This is a genomic window from Bifidobacterium vespertilionis, assembly GCF_008698145.1.
Taxonomy (GTDB): Bacteria; Actinomycetota; Actinomycetes; order Actinomycetales; family Bifidobacteriaceae; genus Bifidobacterium; species Bifidobacterium vespertilionis.
Genome location: NZ_RZNZ01000019.1, coordinates 23,877 through 43,351, shown reverse-complemented (window position 1 = coordinate 43,351; position 19,475 = coordinate 23,877). Strand labels below are relative to the sequence as shown.

Annotated in this window: 14 protein-coding genes and 1 riboswitch; of the genes, 5 read left to right on the top strand and 9 right to left on the bottom strand. The window is 65.3% G+C overall.

Features of this window, described 5'->3' with window-relative positions:
* The first annotated feature begins 30 nt into the window (after positions 1–30).
* A complete protein-coding gene (locus tag EMO90_RS11095; protein ID WP_190972082.1) occupies positions 31–1,035 on the top strand; it encodes a LacI family DNA-binding transcriptional regulator in 1,005 nt (334 codons plus the stop codon).
* A gap of 41 nt (positions 1,036–1,076) precedes the next feature.
* The gene (locus EMO90_RS11090) at positions 1,077–2,159 is read left to right on the top strand and encodes a glycoside hydrolase family 43 protein (RefSeq protein ID WP_150354755.1); all 1,083 of its coding nucleotides are present in this window, start codon (positions 1,077–1,079) and stop codon (positions 2,157–2,159) included.
* 496 nt (positions 2,160–2,655) lie between these two features.
* On the opposite strand, the gene EMO90_RS11085 is transcribed toward EMO90_RS11090, so the two are convergent.
* The 8 genes from EMO90_RS11085 to EMO90_RS11050 all read right to left on the bottom strand — a co-directional run bounded on the left by EMO90_RS11085 (position 2,656) and on the right by EMO90_RS11050 (position 10,855).
* The gene (locus EMO90_RS11085) at positions 2,656–3,594 is read right to left on the bottom strand and encodes an RluA family pseudouridine synthase (protein WP_150354754.1); all 939 of its coding nucleotides are present in this window, start codon (positions 3,592–3,594) and stop codon (positions 2,656–2,658) included.
* The gene (locus EMO90_RS11080; RefSeq protein ID WP_150354753.1) at positions 3,591–4,190 is read right to left on the bottom strand and encodes a signal peptidase II; all 600 of its coding nucleotides are present in this window, start codon (positions 4,188–4,190) and stop codon (positions 3,591–3,593) included. The genes EMO90_RS11085 and EMO90_RS11080 overlap by 4 nt, the downstream gene beginning before the upstream one ends.
* A gap of 4 nt (positions 4,191–4,194) precedes the next feature.
* Positions 4,195–5,505 carry a DivIVA domain-containing protein gene (locus EMO90_RS11075; protein ID WP_150354752.1) on the bottom strand — a complete coding sequence of 437 codons (1,311 nt, stop codon included), beginning with the start codon at positions 5,503–5,505 and terminating at the stop codon, positions 4,195–4,197.
* A gap of 174 nt (positions 5,506–5,679) precedes the next feature.
* The gene (locus EMO90_RS11070) at positions 5,680–5,961 is read right to left on the bottom strand and encodes a YggT family protein (RefSeq protein ID WP_150354751.1); all 282 of its coding nucleotides are present in this window, start codon (positions 5,959–5,961) and stop codon (positions 5,680–5,682) included.
* 175 nt (positions 5,962–6,136) lie between these two features.
* Positions 6,137–6,604 carry a cell division protein SepF gene (locus EMO90_RS11065; RefSeq protein ID WP_150354750.1) on the bottom strand — a complete coding sequence of 156 codons (468 nt, stop codon included), beginning with the start codon at positions 6,602–6,604 and terminating at the stop codon, positions 6,137–6,139.
* Between the two features lie 33 nt (positions 6,605–6,637).
* Positions 6,638–7,864, bottom strand: a complete 1,227-nt coding sequence (gene ftsZ, locus EMO90_RS11060) for a cell division protein FtsZ (RefSeq protein WP_150354749.1) — start codon at positions 7,862–7,864, stop codon at positions 6,638–6,640.
* A gap of 170 nt (positions 7,865–8,034) precedes the next feature.
* The gene (gene dusB / locus EMO90_RS11055) at positions 8,035–9,261 is read right to left on the bottom strand and encodes a tRNA dihydrouridine synthase DusB (protein WP_150354762.1); all 1,227 of its coding nucleotides are present in this window, start codon (positions 9,259–9,261) and stop codon (positions 8,035–8,037) included.
* A gap of 118 nt (positions 9,262–9,379) precedes the next feature.
* The gene (locus tag EMO90_RS11050; RefSeq protein WP_150354748.1) at positions 9,380–10,855 is read right to left on the bottom strand and encodes a glycine--tRNA ligase; all 1,476 of its coding nucleotides are present in this window, start codon (positions 10,853–10,855) and stop codon (positions 9,380–9,382) included.
* A 109-nt stretch (positions 10,856–10,964) separates the two neighbouring features.
* Here EMO90_RS11050 and EMO90_RS11045 point away from each other — a divergent pair, with 109 nt between their 5' ends.
* On the top strand, positions 10,965–11,585 hold the full coding sequence (locus tag EMO90_RS11045; protein ID WP_223849826.1) for a uracil-DNA glycosylase family protein: 621 nt from the start codon (positions 10,965–10,967) through the stop codon (positions 11,583–11,585).
* Positions 11,586–12,143: 558 nt separating this feature from the next.
* Here the strand turns inward: EMO90_RS11045 and EMO90_RS11040 are convergent.
* Complete coding sequence (locus tag EMO90_RS11040) at positions 12,144–14,348, bottom strand: beta-N-acetylhexosaminidase (protein ID WP_190972081.1); 2,205 nt, start codon at positions 14,346–14,348, stop codon at positions 12,144–12,146.
* An 833-nt stretch (positions 14,349–15,181) separates the two neighbouring features.
* Positions 15,182–15,291: riboswitch (TPP riboswitch) on the top strand.
* Between EMO90_RS11040 and EMO90_RS11035 the strand changes: the two genes are divergently transcribed.
* Together EMO90_RS11035 and thiC are read left to right on the top strand one after the other, a co-directional pair.
* Positions 15,283–16,251, top strand: coding sequence for a hydroxyethylthiazole kinase (locus tag EMO90_RS11035; protein ID WP_150354746.1), 969 nt, complete (start codon positions 15,283–15,285; stop codon positions 16,249–16,251). Its footprint overlaps the riboswitch before it by 9 nt.
* A gap of 73 nt (positions 16,252–16,324) precedes the next feature.
* Positions 16,325–18,964: a phosphomethylpyrimidine synthase ThiC gene (gene thiC / locus EMO90_RS11030; protein WP_395953324.1), complete on the top strand. Its 2,640-nt coding sequence runs from the start codon at positions 16,325–16,327 to the stop codon at positions 18,962–18,964.
* Positions 18,965–19,475: the final 511 nt, after the last annotated feature.

Here is a 19,475-nt window from a genome sequence, read left to right as displayed (position 1 = left end):
GAAACTGAAAAACATCAACAAGGAGCACAGATGGCGACCATTCTTGACGTGGCGAGGACCGCCGGGGTCTCCCCAGCCACGGTCTCCCGGGCACTCAATGACGGCACCGTGAAGCAGGCCACGCGCGAGAAGGTGCTGCGCGCCGCGAACAAACTCGGGTACACGGTCAACGGCCAGGTCAGGGAGCAGACCGAGGATGCGCCAACGAACAACATCGCCATGGTCGTCAACCAGCTCATCCGCTTCTACTGCCCGGACATCATCGCCGGCACGATCGCGCAGACCCAAACCTACGACTACCGTCTCATGGTCGCGGACGCCGGGACGCCGGGCAACACCGTAGAGGAGCTCGTGGACCATCTGCGTGAGGACTGCGACGGTTTCATCCCCGTCTCATGCCAGCTGTCAGACGACGACATCCGGCGCATCTACCCCGTTGAGACCACCGTGCTGGCCAACCGCGCCGTCGACGGGTACTCCTCCGTCATCTTCGACGAGGACGAGGGCATGCTCAAGGCCATCCGGCACCTGGTCTCCTACGGGCACACCCGCATCGCCTACGCGGCCGGCCCCGAACAGTCCTGGACCGCCCGCAGACGCCGCGCCAGCTATGAGAAGATCATGGCCGGATTCGATCTGGAGCCGCATGTGCTCGGCCCGTTCGAGGACGGCTACATGGGCGGCATCAACGCAGGCGACGCCGTGTTGCTGGACCGCAGCTTCACCGCGATCATCACCTATGGCCACAACATGGCCGCGGCCCTGATCAACCGGCTCGCCGAACGCGGCGTCCAGACCCCAAGGGACATCAGCGTCATCGGCGCCGATGACGGCTTGGTCGCCCAGTCCTTCAGCCCGAGCATCTCCACCATCTCCCCCAATCAGGAGGTAGTCGGTCACGAGGCGGCGCGCATCCTCATCGACATGCTCAAGCGTCAGGCCGATGGCGAACCGTTCGTGCCCACCACCACGGTCATCCCCGGCGCATTCAACGTGCGCGAATCCACGGGCGAATGCCCGGAACCGCACAAATAGAGCCCCCACAACAGGTGTCTGGTTCAGAAAGGACTGATGATATGACCACCACTTCGGTCGCCGGCACGCCCGTCGGCGAACCCACCACCGCCTACCTGTTCTGCCACTTCACCGGCACCGAGCAGCGCGAGACCGACGAGCAGCTGTACTTCGCCGTCAGCCGCGACGGCCTGCACTGGCACGATCTGCGCCCGGAGGGCTCCCCCATCCTCACCAGCAACCTCGGTGAGCGCGGCATGCGCGACCCGTATCTGGTGCGCGCGGCGGACGGATCCCGCACATGGATCATCGCCACCGATCTGAGCATCTACCACCGCGGCGGCTCGTGGAAGACCGCCCGCGCCAACGAGAACGGAAGCACCAGCCTGATCGTCTGGGAGTCGGAGGATCTGGCGCACTGGAGCGAGCCGTGGCTGCTGGACGTGGCCTCGCGCATCCCCGGTGCCGGCATGGCGTGGGCGCCCGAAGCGATCTGGGACGCCGAACGAGGCGTGTACATGGTGTTCTGGGCCACGCGGTCGGATGAGGACAACGAACTCGGCAACGCGACGAACATGTACTACGCCACGACCACCGACTTCCGCACGATCAGCGAGCCTGTCAAGTGGGTCGATCGCGCCGTGCAGGCCATCGACGCGACCATGCTGCGCGTGGACGACTGGTACTACCGCGCCTCGGCCGGCAACAGCTACATCCACATCGAGCGGTCCAAGGACCCGTACGCGGTGTCCACGGTCCCCAGCTTCGACGACGAGCCCCATGCCGGCGATCCCAACGCCGATGAGCGCCAGTGGCAGTTCATGACCAATCTGGACCGCATCTTCGGGGATGACTTCAACCGGCTATGTGGCGGCAACCCCGAGTCGCACAGGCTCGAAGGCCCCGAACTGTTCCGCTTCAACGACGCCGACGCCGATGGCATGCCATTCGGGCTCATGGGCGACCGGTACAACGACCACAACGGGTACATCGCCTTCCGCACGGCCGACCTGTCCAGCACCGATGCGCATGACTGGGCCGCCGCCGACATCGACTTCGGCGCGGTCAAGAAGCGCCACGGCACCATTCTGCCGATCACCGAGCGCGAGTACCAAAACCTGCTGGACACCTACGACGCGCACTGACAAGGCCCGGCGGGAGGGCTTCCGTCATCCTGAGCGGTGACCCACGTCATCCTGAGCGAAGCGAAGGATCCTTAACACTTCCACATCAATGACCTTGTGCGAAATGACGAAGGATCCTTCGACTCCGCGCTGCGCGCTGCGCTCAGGATGACAAAAGGAGACCATTCCGCCCACTCAGGATGACACACCAGTAAAAACCGCTGGTGACAATGGGGGGTACACCGTGGACACATTGAGCACCCATTGTCTCCAGCCCCGCAAGTACACCTATTACCCTTTCTCGTCATCCTGAGCGGAGCGCGAAGCGCGGAGCCGAAGGATCCTTAATCTCCCCACACCAATGACCAATGCGAAATGGCCAAGGATCCTTCGACTCCGCTACGCTCCGCTCAGGATGACGTGGGACCATCGCGCTCCGTTCAGGATGACGTGGGACCATCGCGCTGCGCTCAGGATGACGAGGGAGACCATTCCGCCCACTCAGGAGGGCGTTTGTTCACACGGCGGGTTCGAGGCGGACGGCGGCGCGCTCGCGCATCACCTTGAGCGCGTGGCTCAGGTCGGCCGGGTAATGGCTTTCCACCGTGGTCCACACGCGGGTGCGAGGATGGCGGAATTCCAAGCGCATGGCATGCAGCCACTGCCGGTCCAGCCCCAGAGCCGCGGACAGCACCGGATTGGCGCCGTACATCGGGTCTCCCACCAGCGGGTGGCCGATCGATGAGAAATGCACGCGGATCTGATGCGTGCGCCCGGTCTCGAGGTTCACGGAGACCAGCGTCGCCTCGCCGAAGCGCTCCATCACGTCCCAATGCGTGATGGCCTCCTTGCCGGCGGGGGTGACGGTGAAGCGGAAGTCGGACACCTTCGCGCGGCCGATCGGCGCCTCAATGGTGGCCTTGTCCTCCTTGAGGTTGCCCTGGACCAGCGCGTGGTACGTCTTCTTCACCTCATGCTCGGCGAACTGCCGACGCATCTCCTTGTAGGCGAGCTCCGACTTGCACACGAGCATGAGCCCGGAAGTGCCCACGTCGAGGCGCGAGACGATGCCCTGGCGCCCCGGGGCGCCATACGAAGTGATGTGCACGCCGCGATCGAGCAGGCTGCCGAGCACGGTGGGACCGGTCCAGCCCACTGAGGCATGCGCGGCCACACCAACCGGCTTGTCCACGACCACCACATCGTCGTCTTCGTACACGATCGCCATATCGTGCGAAATCGGCTCGGGCGCGGGGGCTTCGTCCTTCAGACTGACCTCAAGGGTCTCCCCCGCCATCAGCGTGGAGGATTTGGCGATGTCGCGGGACAATGAGCGCACCTGACCGCAGGCGATCAGTTCACTGGCCTTGGCGCGCGACACGCCCAGCATCTTGGCTACGGCGACATCCAGCCGCTTGCCGATCAGGGCGTCGGGAGCGGGAAACAGACGACTCATCGGGCGGCAGGCTCCTCCGCATCCGAAGCGTCCGAAGCACCCGAAACCGTCGAAGTCCCCGAAGCCCCCGCGGCGATCCTCGCATTGTGCTCGTCCAGCTCCTTCTGGCTGAACGGCACACCAAGGAAGATCAGCACCACAATGCCAATGCCCGCAGCCATGAGGAAGATGTCGGCCACATTGCCGATCGACCAGCCATAGTCGAGGAAATCGACCACCTTGCCGTTGAGGAAGCCATCGGCATAGGCGATGCGGTCGATCAGATTGCCGACCGCGCCGGCAAAGGCAAGCCCCAGCAGGGCGCTCCAGCGGGTGGAGACGGTACGCATGCCCATCACGAGCAGCACCGCGGATGCGGCCATCGCGAACAGGGAGATGAGCCATGTGGCGCCCGCGCCCATGCCCAGCGACGCGCCCGGGTTGTGGACGAGCCTTAGGGACAGCAGTCCCGGAATGACGCGTACCGACTGTGTTTCGCTCAAATGCGCGAGGGCAAGGGCCTTGGTGATCTGGTCGATCGCCAAGGCCGCCACCGCCACGCATGCGAAGACGGCCACGCGAACGCGCAGCCGTCCCGCCTCAATGTGATTGGACATAACCTCAGTGCTTGTTGCCCGGGTACTTGGACTCGACGTTCTGGAAGGCGTTGGTGTCCGACACCTGGTTGACCAGCTGGCCGAGGAACTCGGTCAGACGGCTGCGGTACTCCGCCTCGAACTGCTTGAGTCCCTGGATGTTGCCCTCGATGACCTTGGACTGGGTGATGAGCTTGTCCTTGACGTCGGCGGCGTACTTGTCCGCGCCGTCGCGGGTCTGCTTGTCGTACTCCTGAGCGCGCTTCTGGACTTCCTGCTCGTAGGTCTCCAGCTCGTTGTGCTTGTTCTTGGAGTAGACGTCCGCATCCTGACGAGTCTTGACCGAGTAGCCGTCCGCCTCGGAGCGCACGCGCTCGGAGTAGGAATCGGCGTCGTTGTGGACGCGCTTGGAGTAATCGTCGGCCTCGGTACGGGTGCGCTGCGAGTAGTCGTTCGCCTTGGAGACGGCCTCGTCGTGCTTGGCCTGGCCGTCGGCGATGAGCTCGGCGCCCTTGGCCTTGCCCTTGTCCACGTACTGGTCGTGCAGCTGCATGGCCAGGGTGAGCATGGCGGTGGCGCGCTCCGGCTCGGAATTGGCGTCCGCGCCGGCGCCGGCGATCTTCTTGAGGCTGCCGGTCTCGGTGGACGGCTCGATCTTGGAGACCTGCTCGCGCAGGGCCTCCTCGCGCTGCTTGGACTCCTCGAGCTGCTTGTTGAGCTGCTCGATCTGGGCGTTGGCCTGACCAGCTGCCTGACGGGCCTGGGCGACGGTCTGCTCAACCTGCGCGTTGGCGGCCGCGGCCTGGCTCTTGGCCTCGGCGAGCTCGTTGGTGAGCTGCTCGGCGCGGTTGAGGGCCTGCGTGCGCTCGTTCTGCACGGCGGTGAGCTGGTCGGCGAGGGCCTTGGCGTTGTCGCCGCCCTGGGCGGCCTGCGCGGTGAGCTGGTCGATCTGCTTGTTCAGCTGGTCGACCTGGCCCTTGAGCTGCTCGTTTTGGGAGGCGAGGGCCTTGGCGTTCTCCTCGGCCTCGGCGATCTTGCCGGCGGCGGCCGCCGCATCGGTCTGCGCGCCAGTGGCACCGGACTTGAGCTGGGCGTTCTCGGCCTTGAGGGCGTCCAGCTGCGCGCTGAGCTCGGAGATCTTTGCGTTCAGCGGGGCCACGTCCGGGCCCAGCGACTGGGTGGAGGCGCCGGCGGCGACGGCCTGCTTGCTCAGGGCCTCGACGGTCTCGGTAACCTGATCCAGGAAATCGTCGACCTCGTCGACATCGTAGCCTTCCTTGAAACGAACGGTCTGGAAGGTATGCTCCCTGATATCTTTGGGCGTCAACAGAGCCATATTCAATCCCACCTCACTTTGGGGCTATGCCTTACAATGCCTTACACATTGGCTTCAAGTTTTGATGCTATCACGATGGCGGCCCTTACGTCTCTGCGAACCGCGATTTCCGCCGGGATTTCCGCCATGTTTCCCCGCGGGACACAGCACGCGATCGCCCGACATTCAGGCAATTCAGATGATCATGCGCAGCACGATGAGCCCGAACCACAACACCATGAAGCTCACGTCGAAATACATGGGCCCCATAGGAATCGGCCGGATATAGCGCCTGAGCCACCTCAGCGGCGGCTCGGTGACATTGTAGACCGCGGCGACGAGCGTGGACACCACACCGCGCGGGTACCAGCGCGGGGACAGGACGCTCACCCAGTCGAGGATCATGCGGATGAACAGGATGAGCATGTACGCGTCGATCAGCAGATCGATGATGGAACGAATCAAATACAGCAGCATGGCGCCCACCATAGCATTCGGTCGGGGCGGTCAGCTGGGAGCGGACTGAAGGAATGCTGGCAACGGCTCCCCTTCGTCGGCAACCCGCCGCAACGAACAACGGCTCCCCAACGAAGGGGAGCCGTTGCCATGAACCGTTATAAACCGTTTGGGAGCCGCTGAAACCGACTGAACGTCAGTCCGCGAACAGATCGTGCGTCGGGGACGCCTGCTGGGGCTCCTCGACCTTGATGTTCACCTGCGCGGGGCTGAGCAGGAAGACGCGCGGGGTGACGCGCTCGATGGATCCACGCACGCCGAACACCACGCCCGCCGAGAAGTCGACGATGCGGTACGCCACGGCCTCCGCCACACCCGTGAGGTTGAGCACCACCGGCACGCCGTCGCGGATGGCGCGGCCCACCAGCTGGGCATCCTCGTAGGTTTTGGGATGAATGGTGGTGATGCGGTTGATGCGCCCCTGAAACGGGTTCGCGGTCTCGCGCGGGGCGGCGGTCGCGGCCGGGGTGGGCTGCGGGGTCACCGAGTGGTCGGAGTCGAACGTCGTGGACGCGGGCTCCGGAGCCTCGGCGTAGTCGTCATCGTCGTCAACGACATCCGCCATGCCGAGATAGGACATGGCGTTCTTCATGAATCCAGCCATTGTCAAGCTCCTTTACGTTTGCGGCCCGCGGTTTCAGCGCAGGAAATCCGGAATGTCCAGATCGCTCATCGGGTCGATCTTCGGCACCTGCGGGGATGCGGGGCGCACCACGCGATGCTCGCTCGTCTCATCATAGCCGGGCGCCTGCTGCGGGGCCGCGGCGGGGGCCTGCTGCTGCACGGGCTGGGCCTGAGCCGGGGCCTGCTGCTGGGCGGGCGCGGGCTGGGCCGGCTGCGCGGTGTAATCGGTCAGCGGCTTGACGTCCGGGGTTTCCTCCTCCTCGGCCGAGCCGTCCTTCTTGGTGCTCGGATCGAAGCCGGCGGCGATGACGGTGACGCGCACCTCGTCGCCATAGGAGTCGTCCAGCGCCAGACCCCAGATGATCTGCGCCTCGGGATGAATGGCGTCCTGCACGAGCTGGGCGGCGGCGGAGGCCTCCTGCATGCTGAGGTCCGTGGGGCCGGCCACGTTGATGAGCGCGCCGTGGGCACCCTCGATGCTCTCCTCCAGCAGCGGGGAGCTGATGGCGATCTCCGCGGCCTGGGTGGCGCGGTCCTCGCCCCGCGCGGCACCGATGCCGAACAGCGCGGTGCCGGCGTCCTTGAGGATGGCCGTGACGTCGGAGAAATCAACGTGGATGTACGAATTCATGGTGATCAGGTCCGTGATGCCCTGAACGCCGGCGAGCAGGGCCGTGTCCGCGGTCTTGAACGCATCCATGACGGAAACCGTGCGATCGGACAGATCGAGCAGACGGTCGTTGGGGATGACGATGAGCGCGTCCACTTCCTTGCGCAGGTTCGCGATGCCGGATTCTGCGGACGCGGAGCGGCGGGGGCCTTCGAACGTGAACGGGCGGGTGACGACGGCGATGGTGAGGGCGCCCTGCTGGCGGGCCGCGCGCGCGACGATTGGGCTGGCGCCGGTTCCGGTGCCGCCGCCCTCGCCGCAGGTGACGAAGACCATGTCCGAGCCCTTGAGGGCCTCCTCGATGTCCGACTGGTGATCCTGGGCCGCCTTCGCGCCCTTCTCCGGATCCGCACCGGCGCCCAGGCCGCGGCTGGTCTTGTCCGACAGGGAGATCTTCACATCCGCATCCGAGCGCAGCAGATCCTTGGCGTCGGTGTTGATGGCGACGAATTCCACGTTCTGCAGCCCCTCGGCGATCATGCGGTTGACCGCATTGCCGCCGGCGCCGCCTACGCCTACGACTTTGATATTGGTGCGGTCGTTGAATTCTTCCTGGGCAATCTCGCTCACGGTTTGGCTCCTGTCACTCACGGTTATGTCTCACTCTATCGCAGTGTCTCAACCAGATTATGGATATTTTATGGCGTGTGCCGGTTGTTTTCCACCGGTTTTCACAAGGGCTTGCACAGGGCTTTTACAGGGGCACCGATTCCCCTTCGCCCTGTGCCGCCAATGCCCTTTCAGTAGCTCGCGTCCATCGGATCGTCCCCGAACAGCGTCTCGCGCTCCTGATGCGTGGTGGTGCGCGAATCGAGCCATCCGTAAGGCAGATGGACCTTCTTGGCGAACCGCACGCGGCCGCGGGGCTTGTCGATCACGCGCGGCGGGTACTCCACGCTCGGATCGAGTCGGTCGCATTCGCGCTTCACGTCCGCGATCGACTCGCATTCCATGAACGCCTTGCGCGTCGATCCGCCCACGGGGAACCCCTTGAGGTACCAGGCGATGTGCTTGCGCAGATCGTGCACGGCCATGCGCTCGTCGCCCTCGTAGAACTCGGTGAGCAGCTCGGCATGGCGCAGGATCACGCGGCACACCTCGCCCAGATTCGGGTTCACGCGCTCGGGGCTGCCGGCGAAGGCGTTGCGGATGTTGGCGAACAACCACGGACGGCCCTGGCAGCCGCGGCCCACGGCCACGCCGTCGCAGCCGGTCTGACGGATCATGTCGATCGCGTCCTCGGCGCCCCAGATGTCGCCGTTGCCGAACACCGGGATGCTCAGGGCGGCCTTGAGCTCGCCGATCCGGCTCCAATCGGAGTGGCCGCCGTAGTATTCGGCGGTGGTGCGCGCGTGCAGGGTGACGGCCTTGCAGCCCTCCTCCTGCGCGATGCGCCCGGCCTCGAGGAACGTCTCGTGCGCATGGTCGATGCCCACGCGGATCTTCGCGGTGACCGGGATGTTCGCCGGCTCGCACACCGCGACCACGCGATGGATGAGCTCGGTGAAGATGTCCGTCTTCCACGGCAGCGCGGATCCGCCGCCGCGACGGGTCACCTTGGGCACCGGGCATCCGAAGTTCAGGTCCACATGATCGGCCATGCCCTCGTCCACCACGATACGGGCGGCCTGCTCGGTGATCGACGGGTTGACGCCGTACAGCTGCAGGGAGCGCACGCGCTCGCTGGGCGCGAAGTGGCACAGCCGCAGGGCCTTGGGGTTGCGGGCCACCAGGGCGCGGGCGGTGATCATCTCTGCCACGTACAGGCCTTCGGGGCCGTACTCCTCGCACAGCACGCGGAACGGCCAGTTGGTCACGCCGGCCATGGGCGAAAGCACCACGGGGGTGGGCACATCCACGGGGCCAAGACGCACGGGGGCGATGTTCAGCGGCTCGCAGGGTGCGGCGGGTGTGGTTTCGTCCGCTGCCTGACCGGCTGCGGACGCTGTTTCGATCACGCGGGCCATTTCGGCCACGGACGGTGTTTCGGCCACGCGGGCCGGGTCTCTATGACGCGGCGAGCGCGGATCCTGCCCGGTGAGGCAGTCCCCGCGCTCGTCGACCACGGTTTCGTCGGTCCGCAATTTAGTACAGACCGCCGGCTTCCTGAATCTTGACCTCGTCGCCGAAGGGCTCGCCGCCCAGCTCGACCGGCTTCATGGGCACGCGGGTGCGGTGCTCGCCGATGCGGGCGTCCACGTACTCGGCCACCTTGTTCAGGGCCACGCGCTCCTGGTTCATGGTGTCGCGGTCGCGGATGGTGACGGCCTGATCCTCGAGGGTGTCGAAGTCCACGGTGATGCACAGCGGGGTGCCGATCTCGTCCTCGCGGCGGTAGCGGCGGCCGATGGCGCCGGCCTCGTCGTAGTCGATCATCCACTCGTTCTGGCGCAGGTCGGCGGCCAGGTTCTGGGCCACGGACTGCAGCTCCGGCTTCTTGCTCAGCGGCAGGACGGCGGCCTTGATGGGGGCCAGACGCGGGTCGAGACGCAGGACCGTGCGCTTGTCCACGCCGCCCTTGGTGTTCGGGGCCTCGTCCACATCGTAGGCGTCCACGAGGAAGCACATGAGGGAGCGGGTCAGGCCCGCGGCCGGCTCGATGACGTACGGCACGTACTTCTCGCCGGTGGCCTGGTTGAAGTAGCTCAGGTCCTCGCCGGAGTGCTTGGCGTGGGCGGACAGGTCGAAGTCGGTGCGGTTGGCCACGCCCTCGAGCTCGCCCCAGTCGGAGCCCTGGAAACCGAACTTGTACTCGATGTCCACCGTGCGCTTGGAGTAGTGCGCGAGCTTCTCCTTGGGATGCTCGTAGTGGCGCAGGTTCTCCGGCTTGACGCCCAGATCCAGGTACCACTGGGTGCGGGCGTTGATCCAGTACTGGTGCCATTCCTCATCCGTGCCGGGCTCCACGAAGAACTCCATCTCCATCTGCTCGAACTCGCGGGTGCGGAAGATGAAGTTGCCGGGGGTGATCTCGTTGCGGAAGGACTTGCCCATGTTCGCGATGCCGAACGGCGGCTTGGAACGCGAGGAGGTCATGACGTTCTTGAAGTCCACGAAAATGCCCTGGGCGGTCTCCGGGCGCAGGTAGTGCAGGCTGTTCTCGTCCTCCACCGGGCCCAGGTGGGTGCGCAGCATCATGTTGAAGTCGCGGGGCTCGGTCCACTGGCCGCGGGCGCCGCAGTCGGGGCAGACGATGTCCTTCATGCCGTTCTCCGGCAGCTTGTCGCCGTGCTTCTCCGCGTAGGACTCCTCGAGCTTGTCCGCGCGGTTGCGCTTGTGGCAGTTGAGGCACTCGACCAGCGGGTCGTTGAATACCGCCACGTGGCCGGAGGCGACCCACACCGGGGTGGGCAGGATGATGGAGGTGTCCACGCCCACGATGTCCGGGCGGGTGACGACCATCGAACGCCACCACTCGCGCTTGATGTTGTCCTTCAGCGCAACGCCGAGCGGGCCGTAATCCCAAGCGGAACGGGTGCCGCCGTAGATTTCGCCCGCGGGGAACACAAAGCCGCGACGCTTCGCAAGGGAGACTACTTCATCAAGTTTGGACTGAGCCACAATGCACCTTCTGGTTTGAACGGTTTGGGGACTTAAAGTTAACGCCGCTAGCATACCGTCACATGGTGACAGGGGCGGACTAGCGTATTGCCTCGTGAAACCTTCTCAAATGACGGCTACGGAGCGGTCCGCGCATATGCGGCATGTGGAGCACGAATTCGGTCCGGTGTGGGACGGCCACTCGCAGGTGCTGGTGCTGGGGTCCATGCCCAGTCCGAAGTCGCGCGAGGCGGCGTTCTACTATATGCATCGCTTCAATCGGTTCTGGCCAGTGATGGCGGCGATCTTCGGGGACGATTCGTGCCTGCCTCCAGGCGGCTCGGCTCGGACTTGCGCGACCTGGCCCTCCACGGCGGATGGTCTGGCCGATCTGGTTGCCGCGCGGCGGGCTTTCGCGCTGCGGCACCATCTCGCGCTGTGGGACGTGATCGCATCGTGCGACATCACGGGCGCGAGCGACGCCAGCATCCGCAACACCGTGCCGAACGACATCCCCTCGATCGTGCGCGGCTCAGGCGTGACCCATATCTTCACGACAGGGCAGAAGGCCGCGCAGCTTTACCGCCGTCTGGTCGCGCCGATGATGGCATCGGCCGGGCTGGACGGCGTTGCCATGACCGCGCTGCCGTCCACGAGCCCGGCCAATGCGGGCATGTCGCTGGACCGTCTGATCGAGGCGTACCGGCCGATCGCCGAGCTCGCCGCGGGACGCCCCGTCACAGGGCGCTAGGCCGACTGAGACCATCGCCGGGCGCGACATCGAACATGACGCGGGCCGAGTCGCACGCCGAGTCACGGTCCATGTCACACGTCACACGTCACACTCCAGGTCACACGCTACGTCACAGGTGTAGTAGAAACGGACAGAAATGGGCCCGAAAACGTCCGTTTTTACTACACGAACCTTCTCTCGAATTCCTCCGCAGCCCTGGGAGTCCCCTCTGGGCGTCCCCTCCAAATGACCGGATTTGCCCGGTTTGTGACGCGAACCGGGCGCGAACAGACGCGAACTGGGCAAATCGGGACGCCGGATTCACGAACTGGGCAGATCCGGTCATCTGGAGGCTGATTTTGGGGTCCAAATGTCCCGATCTGCCCAGTCTGCAAGCGCAACGGCCGGATCTGCCCAGTTTGCGAATCCGACTGCGAATCCGATTCGCATCCCGCAGCCGGTTCTTACAACTTCTGCCAGCAATCATGCAAATCGAACGACTTGCTGGCAGATTTGGTGCGGCCGATCGTGCGTGAGACCGACGCCGGCACGCGCAACAGTCCGCGCCCGCTCGCGTCACGACCGCAACGCGTCGGCGACGGCCCAGACCACGCCGGACACATGCCGCAGCTCGGCTTCGCGGCTCACTTCGCGCCACACGTCGGCGTAGCGCTCGAACCACACCTCCAGCGACTCGGCGGCCACATCCCGATCGGAAGCCCCGGAAACGCCGGCGAGCGCCGCGAAGGCATCGTCCACCACCCGCTGGCCTTCGAGGGACGTCCAGATCGCCCCGCGCGTGCGGGCATCGACGCGACCGGCGCGAGCAAGATCGGTCCCCACTGCCAAGCGCGCACGGTCGAAGCGCGATCGGGCGGCCGGATAGTCGGCGAATCGGGCCGCGAACCGATCGTCCGCGACCAGCGCCCGCACAAACCGATCACGCGCTTCCAGACCGTCCGCGCATTGGGACAGCGGCCGCTCGCGGATCACCGGGTTGCCGCCCATCCGCGAGTCCACGAATCGGGCGACCTCGCTGTTCAGAGGCGCACAATTGCTCAGCGGCGCGCGATCATTCAGCGGCGCGCGGACGGCGTCGGATCCCGCATCGCCCGGTTCCCCGCCGTCTCCCGCGGACACGTCGCCGCCCAACACCAGTTCGGCATAGCGGACCATCGCGCCCCAGTCGAGCGTGCCGCACTCCCCCGCCGCTACGTAGTCACCGACCAATCGTCCGGTGGGATCGCCATATTCCAATCGGGAGATGGCCGCGTTCATCGCGTCGAACGCGGCATCGTCATCGCAGTCATCGCAGTTCTCGCAAGCCCCGCCGCCAGTCCACGCGGCATCGGCGGCGGCGATCATGCCGGGCACGGACAGCCGCGAATCGTTGATGTGCCCGAAATCGCCCCAATCGGTGACCATGAATCCGGCAGCCCCATACTTCAGACCGCACCGGGCGAGTCGCGTGACGTTGCGCCACGCATCGCGGAATCTGGGCACCAGCTGGTCCCACGTCCACAGGCCGGCGCAGACGATCTGCCGGGCACCCGACCGCGCCACGAGCGACACCTTGTCCTCCGGCACGTCGGGCTCGTACAACCAGTTAAGCAGGGTCACATCCTTGGGCAGGCGGTCCAGAATGGCGGGGTTCTCGATCGCCACATCGGCCCAGATCATCGGAGCGCGGCCCGATGCGGTGACACGCGCACACAGATCGGCTACGTAGTCGGCGTACAGGATGCCTTTGCCAACGCGGGCGGCGAGCGCGGCGGTCGCGCCACGGCCCAGATCGAAGGTCTCGTCGGCGCACAGGTTGACCGATCGCGACCGGAACAGCGGCGCGTACTCGTCGATCATCGCCTTCACCGCCCGACGGGACTCCGGCTCGGCGGCGTTGATGGTGTGGTGCTGGAGGCGCTCGATCAGACTGTGCGGGCGGCCCGCCTGATCGGGGAATTCGCCGAGCGCGCGCAGTTTCCGGGTGCGCAGGGCCTTGTACAGATGGCCGAAGGTGGACAGCGACGGCACGAAGTCGATGCCCAGCCGCGCGCAGTGCCCGTCAAGGGCGATCAGATCGGCTCCCGTGAGCGGACTCGCGCCGCGCCACATCTCGCTCAGACCGTTGAAGTCGAACGAGTGCTCCACATAGAGCTGGAACTGGTTGTACTTGTACAGGGCGAGCTTGTCCGCGAAGGACTTCAGCCAATCAAGCGTGGGGACCCGGCCGCGCGCCACGTCAAGATAATAGGTGCGGATCGGATACGCCGGGCGGTCCTCGATGCGCACTTCGGGCAGCACGGGCGCGCATTGGCGGATGAGCTGGCGCAGGGTCTGCACGCCATAGCGCAGCCCTTCGAATCCGCCGGCCGTGATGGTGACGCCCGGGCGGGTATCACCGGCTGAAAAGGCGGCGTTGGCGGCGACATCGGTTTCGGCATTGACGTTGGCATTGATGGCAAGCGCGTAGCCGTCCGCGGGCAGATCGGCGCCGGCCCCGTCAATCGCAAGCGTGATGAAGGCGTCCAACCGGGGCGATCGCGCGATGTCCCAGCGCAATCCCGCCGTCTCGCGAAGATCGTCGAGGAGCTGCGAGGCGGGCACCGATCGCAGACCCGGCTCGACGGCATCGTCCGGGAAGCACTCCGCAATGCTTGCGGACAGCGGCATTGCCACCCGACCGGCTCCCCATGTCACATTCGCCGGCCTTGGCAGCAGCACCGGCTCCGGCAGAGCCGACGCCGACCTTCCATACCCACGATCCTCGTAGCCACCGCCCATTGCGAACCTCCCTGTTCCTCTGCGACCACTCAATGCATCCATTGGCAACCACGACCATACCAAACCGGTCGGGCGGAAGGCGGTTCCCGTATCCCGCCATGAGGCACCGCCGAATCAACCGGACCAGTCGCAACACCGCAACGTCGCCGCGCGTCGGCACCCGCCATTCGATAATCGTCATTCCCGGGGCGGATTTGGAGGTCCGCGAAATGCTATTCGCCGTTCCTAGGGCACCTCATTGCATTGCAGAATGCCTGATTGCGATATCCAGCCACAACGACGTTCGCACAAAAACGCGGATTTTCAACGATCGGCATGCCTTGCCAAGCTCGCGCCAGTCCAATTTCAGCACGATCGCCCGAACGAGCTGCCCTCGGAACGGCAGTTGGCATCGCGCAAAGCCCCAAATCCGCCCTCGGCTATGCAAATACCCCCCGGATCGCCCATGTGCATGTCTGCACGCAGCCAACCGTGCAGCTCACGGCATGCCCGGATAGATCCCAATTCGCCCGGTTGACTTTGAAAGCTGACTTTGAAAGCTGACTGGCTTGTTCGCAAACTGGGCAGATCGGGACGCGGCCGCCGCAAACTGGGCAGATCCGGCCATCTAGGGGCCCAATTCGGGCTCCAGATAGCCAGATCTGCCCAGTTAGCAAATTCAGCGTCCGCATTTACCCAGTTTGGGTGGACCTGGGTGGCCGCCGCACTCATCAGCGGTGGGCCCCAAGCCGCGCACCATGCCAGCGCCAGCCCGCATACGCCCATCCCAATCGGGAAAACTACGTTTCTATCACGAAATCAATGTTCTGTCCAGAGTTTTGCATAAGTTTGTAGCCGTAATGCAGGGGAACTCGCACCCACTCGGCGAGTTGAGATAGGCATCCGGCCTGACCCTTTGAACCTGTTGGTTAAGACCAGCGTAGGGAGCAGTGATATGAGCGAAAGCGGTAGCGCCGCAGACTTCAACGCATCGGCGGACATCAACCCATCCACGAATCTGCCCGAAGGCGACCCCATCCGCGCGCGCATCGCGCAGGCGGTCCGCGACGTGCGCGAGCAGACGCCGCTCGCCCAGTCGTTCACCAACTTCGTGACCATGAACCTTGTGGCCAACGCCCAGCTTGCATCGGGCGGCACGGCGGCCATGAGCTTCCTGCCGGACGACGTGCTGGACACCGCGCACATCGCCAAGGCCTCCTACATCAACGTGGGCACGCTGCTACCGTTCTACAAGGACGCGCTGCCGCAGATCGCGCGCGGCTTCGCCAAAGCCGGGCACCCGTGGGTGCTCGACCCGGTCGCGGCCGGCATCGGCGCCACACGCACCGAGATCCTTCAATCCTTCCGATTCGCCCCGCCCACCGTGGTGCGCGGCAATGCGTCGGAGATCCTGGCGCTCACCGATATGTGGGGCATCCGGCCCGTAGCCTCCGCCGCTGAAACCGCTTCAGCCGCCGAAACCACCGAAACCGCAGCCGCCCCCGAGCACACCCGCCCGGCCGGCGTGGAGGCCGTGGACGATGTGGATTCCGCCGCCTCCGCCGCCGTGGCCCTCGCCAAGTCCCTGTCCCGCACCGCGCCGAACGGCAAGGCGGCGGTGGCCGTGTCCGGCCCGGTCGATCTGGTGACCGACGGCGAGCGCACGTTCCGTCTGCCCGGCGGCAGCGCCCTGATGACCAAGATCACCGGTGCCGGTTGCTCGCTGGGCGGTGTGATGGCCACCTATCTGGCCGTCGCCGACCCGCTCACCGCCGCCCTCGCCGCCAGCGCGCTGTTCAACCGCGCCGGGCAGATCGCGGCCGGGCAATCGCACGGGCCAGGCTCGTTCCAAGTGGCGCTGCTTGACGCGCTGTGGAACCTCACCGCCGACGAGGTGGCCGCCAGCCCGATCCTCGCGGTGTAGGCCGTTCCGGTATTTTGCAAGACTTCATCACAACCATAAAGGAGCACCGATGAACAACTATCCATTCGCCTCGATGCGCGACAGCTTCGACCTGTCCGCGTACTTCGTGGTCGGCCCGCAGGACACCAAGGACCGACCGGTCACCGACGTGATCGAGGAGGCCCTGCGCGGGGGCGCGACCTTCATCCAGCTGCGCGCCAAGGACGCGGACGCCAAGGAGATCACCTCCCTCGCCCAGGACGTGGCACAGATCATCGAGGACAACGACAAGTCCGATTCGGTGGCCTTCGTGATCGACGACCGCGTGGACGTGGTCTGGCAGTGCCGCAACAAGGGCATCAAGGTGGACGGCGTGCACATCGGCCAGACGGACATGGAGCCGCGCGAGGCCCGCGCCCTGCTGGGCGACGATGCGATCGTGGGCCTGTCCGCAGAAACCGAGAGCCTGGTCAAGCTCATCAACGAGCTGCCCGACGGCTGCATCGACTACATCGGCGCCGGCCCGCTGCACGTCTCCACCACCAAGCCGGAGGCCTCGGTGGGCGGCAACGACGGCTCCGGCCGCACGCTGGACGAGGCGCAGATCAACACGATCTGCTCGGCCTGCGACTTCCCCGTGGTGGTGGGCGGCGGCGTGAAGGCCGCGGACATCCCCATGCTGGCCGGCACCAAGGCCGCCGGCTGGTTCGTGATCTCCGCGATCGCCGGCGCCGACGACCCGCAGGCCGCCACCCGCGAGCTGGTGGACGCATGGAAGGCCGTACGCGGCAACGCGAAGCACGGCTACGCCAAGCGCGTGATCGCGGCACCCGAAGACACCGCGAACGCCGAAGCCGCGCAGACCGGCGCGAACGGCGTCCCGGCCGAAAAGAAATTCACCAACGCCAAGGAGGCCAAGGAGGCCCAGCGCCTCGCCAAGCAGCAGGCGGTGGACATCGCGGCCCGCGGCTCCAAGCAGCGCGACAAGGCCCACATCCGCAAGACCAAGTCGGTGCATTTCGAAAACCAGTTCGGCGCGTACGACCTTGAGGTCCCCTACACCGAGATCAAGCTGTCCGACACCCCCGGCGTGGGCCCGAACCCGCCGTTCATCGACTACAACACCGAAGGCCCCAAGTGCGATCCGAAGGAGGGACTGAAGCCCCTGCGCCTCGACTGGATCAAGGACCGCGGCGACGTGGTGGAGTACGAGGGTCGCCGGCGCAATCTGGCCGACGACGGCAAGCGCGCGATCAAGCGCGGCAAGGCCACCAAGGAGTGGCGCGGCCGCAAGCATGAGCCGATGAAGGCCAAGGACCACCCGGTCACCCAGATGTGGTACGCCCGCCACAACATCATCACCCCGGAGATGAAGTACGTGGCCGAGCGTGAGAACTGCGACGTGGAGCTGGTGCGCTCCGAACTGGCCGCCGGCCGCGCCGTGATGCCCTGCAACATCAACCACCCGGAGGCCGAGCCGATGATTATCGGATCCGCCTTCCTCACCAAGCTCAACGCCAACATGGGCAACTCCGCCGTGACCAGCTCCATCGACGAGGAGGTGGAGAAGCTCACCTGGGCCACCAAGTGGGGCGCCGACACCGTGATGGATCTGTCCACCGGCAACGACATCCACACCACCCGCGAGTGGATCCTGCGCAACTCCCCCGTCCCGATCGGCACCGTGCCCATGTACCAGGCGCTGGAGAAGGTGGAGGATGACGCCTCCAAGCTCAGCTGGGAGCTGTTCCGAGACACCGTGATCGAGCAGTGCGAGCAGGGCGTGGACTACATGACCATCCACGCCGGCGTGCTGCTGCGCTTCGTACCGCTGACCGCCAACCGCGTCACCGGCATCGTCTCCCGCGGCGGTTCGATCATGGCCGAGTGGTGCCTGCAGCATCATCAGGAAAGCTTCCTGTACACGCACTTCGACGAGCTGTGCGACATCTTCGCCAAGTACGACGTGGCGTTCTCCCTGGGCGACGGCCTGCGCCCCGGCTCCCTGGCCGATGCGAACGACGCGGCCCAGATCGCCGAGCTCATGACCCTGGGCGAGCTCACCAAGCGCGCGTGGGCCAAGGACGTTCAGGTGATGATCGAGGGCCCGGGCCACATCCCGTTCGACACCGTGCGCATGAACATCGAGATGGAGAAGGCCATCTGCCACGACGCCCCGTTCTACACGCTCGGCCCGCTGACCACGGACACCGCGCCCGGCTACGATCACATCACCTCCGCGATCGGCGGCGTGGAGATCGCCCGCTACGGCACCGCGATGCTCTGCTACGTCACCCCGAAGGAGCACCTGGGTCTGCCGAACAAGGACGATGTGAAGCAGGGCGTGATCGCGTACAAGATCGCCTGCCACGCGGCGGACATCGCCAAGCACCACCCGCACGCGCAGGATCGCGATCTGGCCATTTCGAAGGCCCGCTTCGAGTTCCGCTGGCTCGACCAGTTCAACCTGAGCTACGATCCGGACACCGCGATCGCGTTCCACGACGACACCCTGCCCGCCGAGCCGGCCAAGATGGCGCACTTCTGCTCGATGTGCGGCCCGAAGTTCTGCTCGATGGCCATCTCGCAGAACATCCGCAAGCAGTTCGGCGACGAGGCCCAGCAGCAGCAGGTCGTGGCCGATTCGGTCGCCGAGATCGCCTCGGAGGGCATGGCCAAGATGAGCGAGAAGTTCCGCGAGAACGGCGGCAAGCTCTACACCGCCGCGCAGTAAGGCGGAGGCTCCAGTAGCAAAGCCGGCAGCCGGTTGGATGGCCAGATCGTCAGATCGTCGGGTTCATCCAGCCGGCTTTTTCAGCGGTTTTTTCTGCCGGCTTTTTCGACTGGCTCTCGCCCGCATCGGATTTGCTCATTCTATGCTTCCACCAATCACGGAATGAGCAAATCCACTGTCTTGAACTCCCCTAGGCCCCATCGGAGGTCCCGATGCACGCCTCACACATCCGATCCGCTCACTTTACAAACCCACAAGGCCAGAATGAGCAGATCGGATGGCCTAGAGGCCAAAAACGGCCGCAAGACATCGAATTTGCGCATCCTGCGATTCCACGCACACAGAATGAGCAAATCCAATGCCTTGAACTCCCAACGGATCCATATCAAACCCATCGGGGACACCACGTCACATCCCACACATCCGATCCGCTCACTTTACAAACCCACGAAGCCAGAATGAGCAAATCTGCTGTCCTGCAGCCCAAAAACGGCCGCAAGACATCGAATTT

Coding starts and splice junctions, on each gene's coding strand:
- EMO90_RS11095 (WP_190972082.1), top strand. CDS start 31: ATGGCGACCATTCTTGACGTGGCGAGGACCGCCGGGGTCTCCCCAGCC.
- EMO90_RS11090 (WP_150354755.1), top strand. CDS start 1,077: ATGACCACCACTTCGGTCGCCGGCACGCCCGTCGGCGAACCCACCACC.
- EMO90_RS11085 (WP_150354754.1), bottom strand. CDS start 3,594: ATGAGTCGTCTGTTTCCCGCTCCCGACGCCCTGATCGGCAAGCGGCTG.
- EMO90_RS11080 (WP_150354753.1), bottom strand. CDS start 4,190: ATGTCCAATCACATTGAGGCGGGACGGCTGCGCGTTCGCGTGGCCGTC.
- EMO90_RS11075 (WP_150354752.1), bottom strand. CDS start 5,505: ATGGCTCTGTTGACGCCCAAAGATATCAGGGAGCATACCTTCCAGACC.
- EMO90_RS11070 (WP_150354751.1), bottom strand. CDS start 5,961: ATGCTGCTGTATTTGATTCGTTCCATCATCGATCTGCTGATCGACGCG.
- EMO90_RS11065 (WP_150354750.1), bottom strand. CDS start 6,604: ATGGCTGGATTCATGAAGAACGCCATGTCCTATCTCGGCATGGCGGAT.
- dusB (WP_150354762.1), bottom strand. CDS start 9,261: ATGGCCCGCGTGATCGAAACAGCGTCCGCAGCCGGTCAGGCAGCGGAC.
- EMO90_RS11045 (WP_223849826.1), top strand. CDS start 10,965: ATGACGGCTACGGAGCGGTCCGCGCATATGCGGCATGTGGAGCACGAA.
- EMO90_RS11040 (WP_190972081.1), bottom strand. CDS start 14,348: ATGGGCGGTGGCTACGAGGATCGTGGGTATGGAAGGTCGGCGTCGGCT.
- EMO90_RS11035 (WP_150354746.1), top strand. CDS start 15,283: ATGAGCGAAAGCGGTAGCGCCGCAGACTTCAACGCATCGGCGGACATC.
- thiC (WP_395953324.1), top strand. CDS start 16,325: ATGCGCGACAGCTTCGACCTGTCCGCGTACTTCGTGGTCGGCCCGCAG.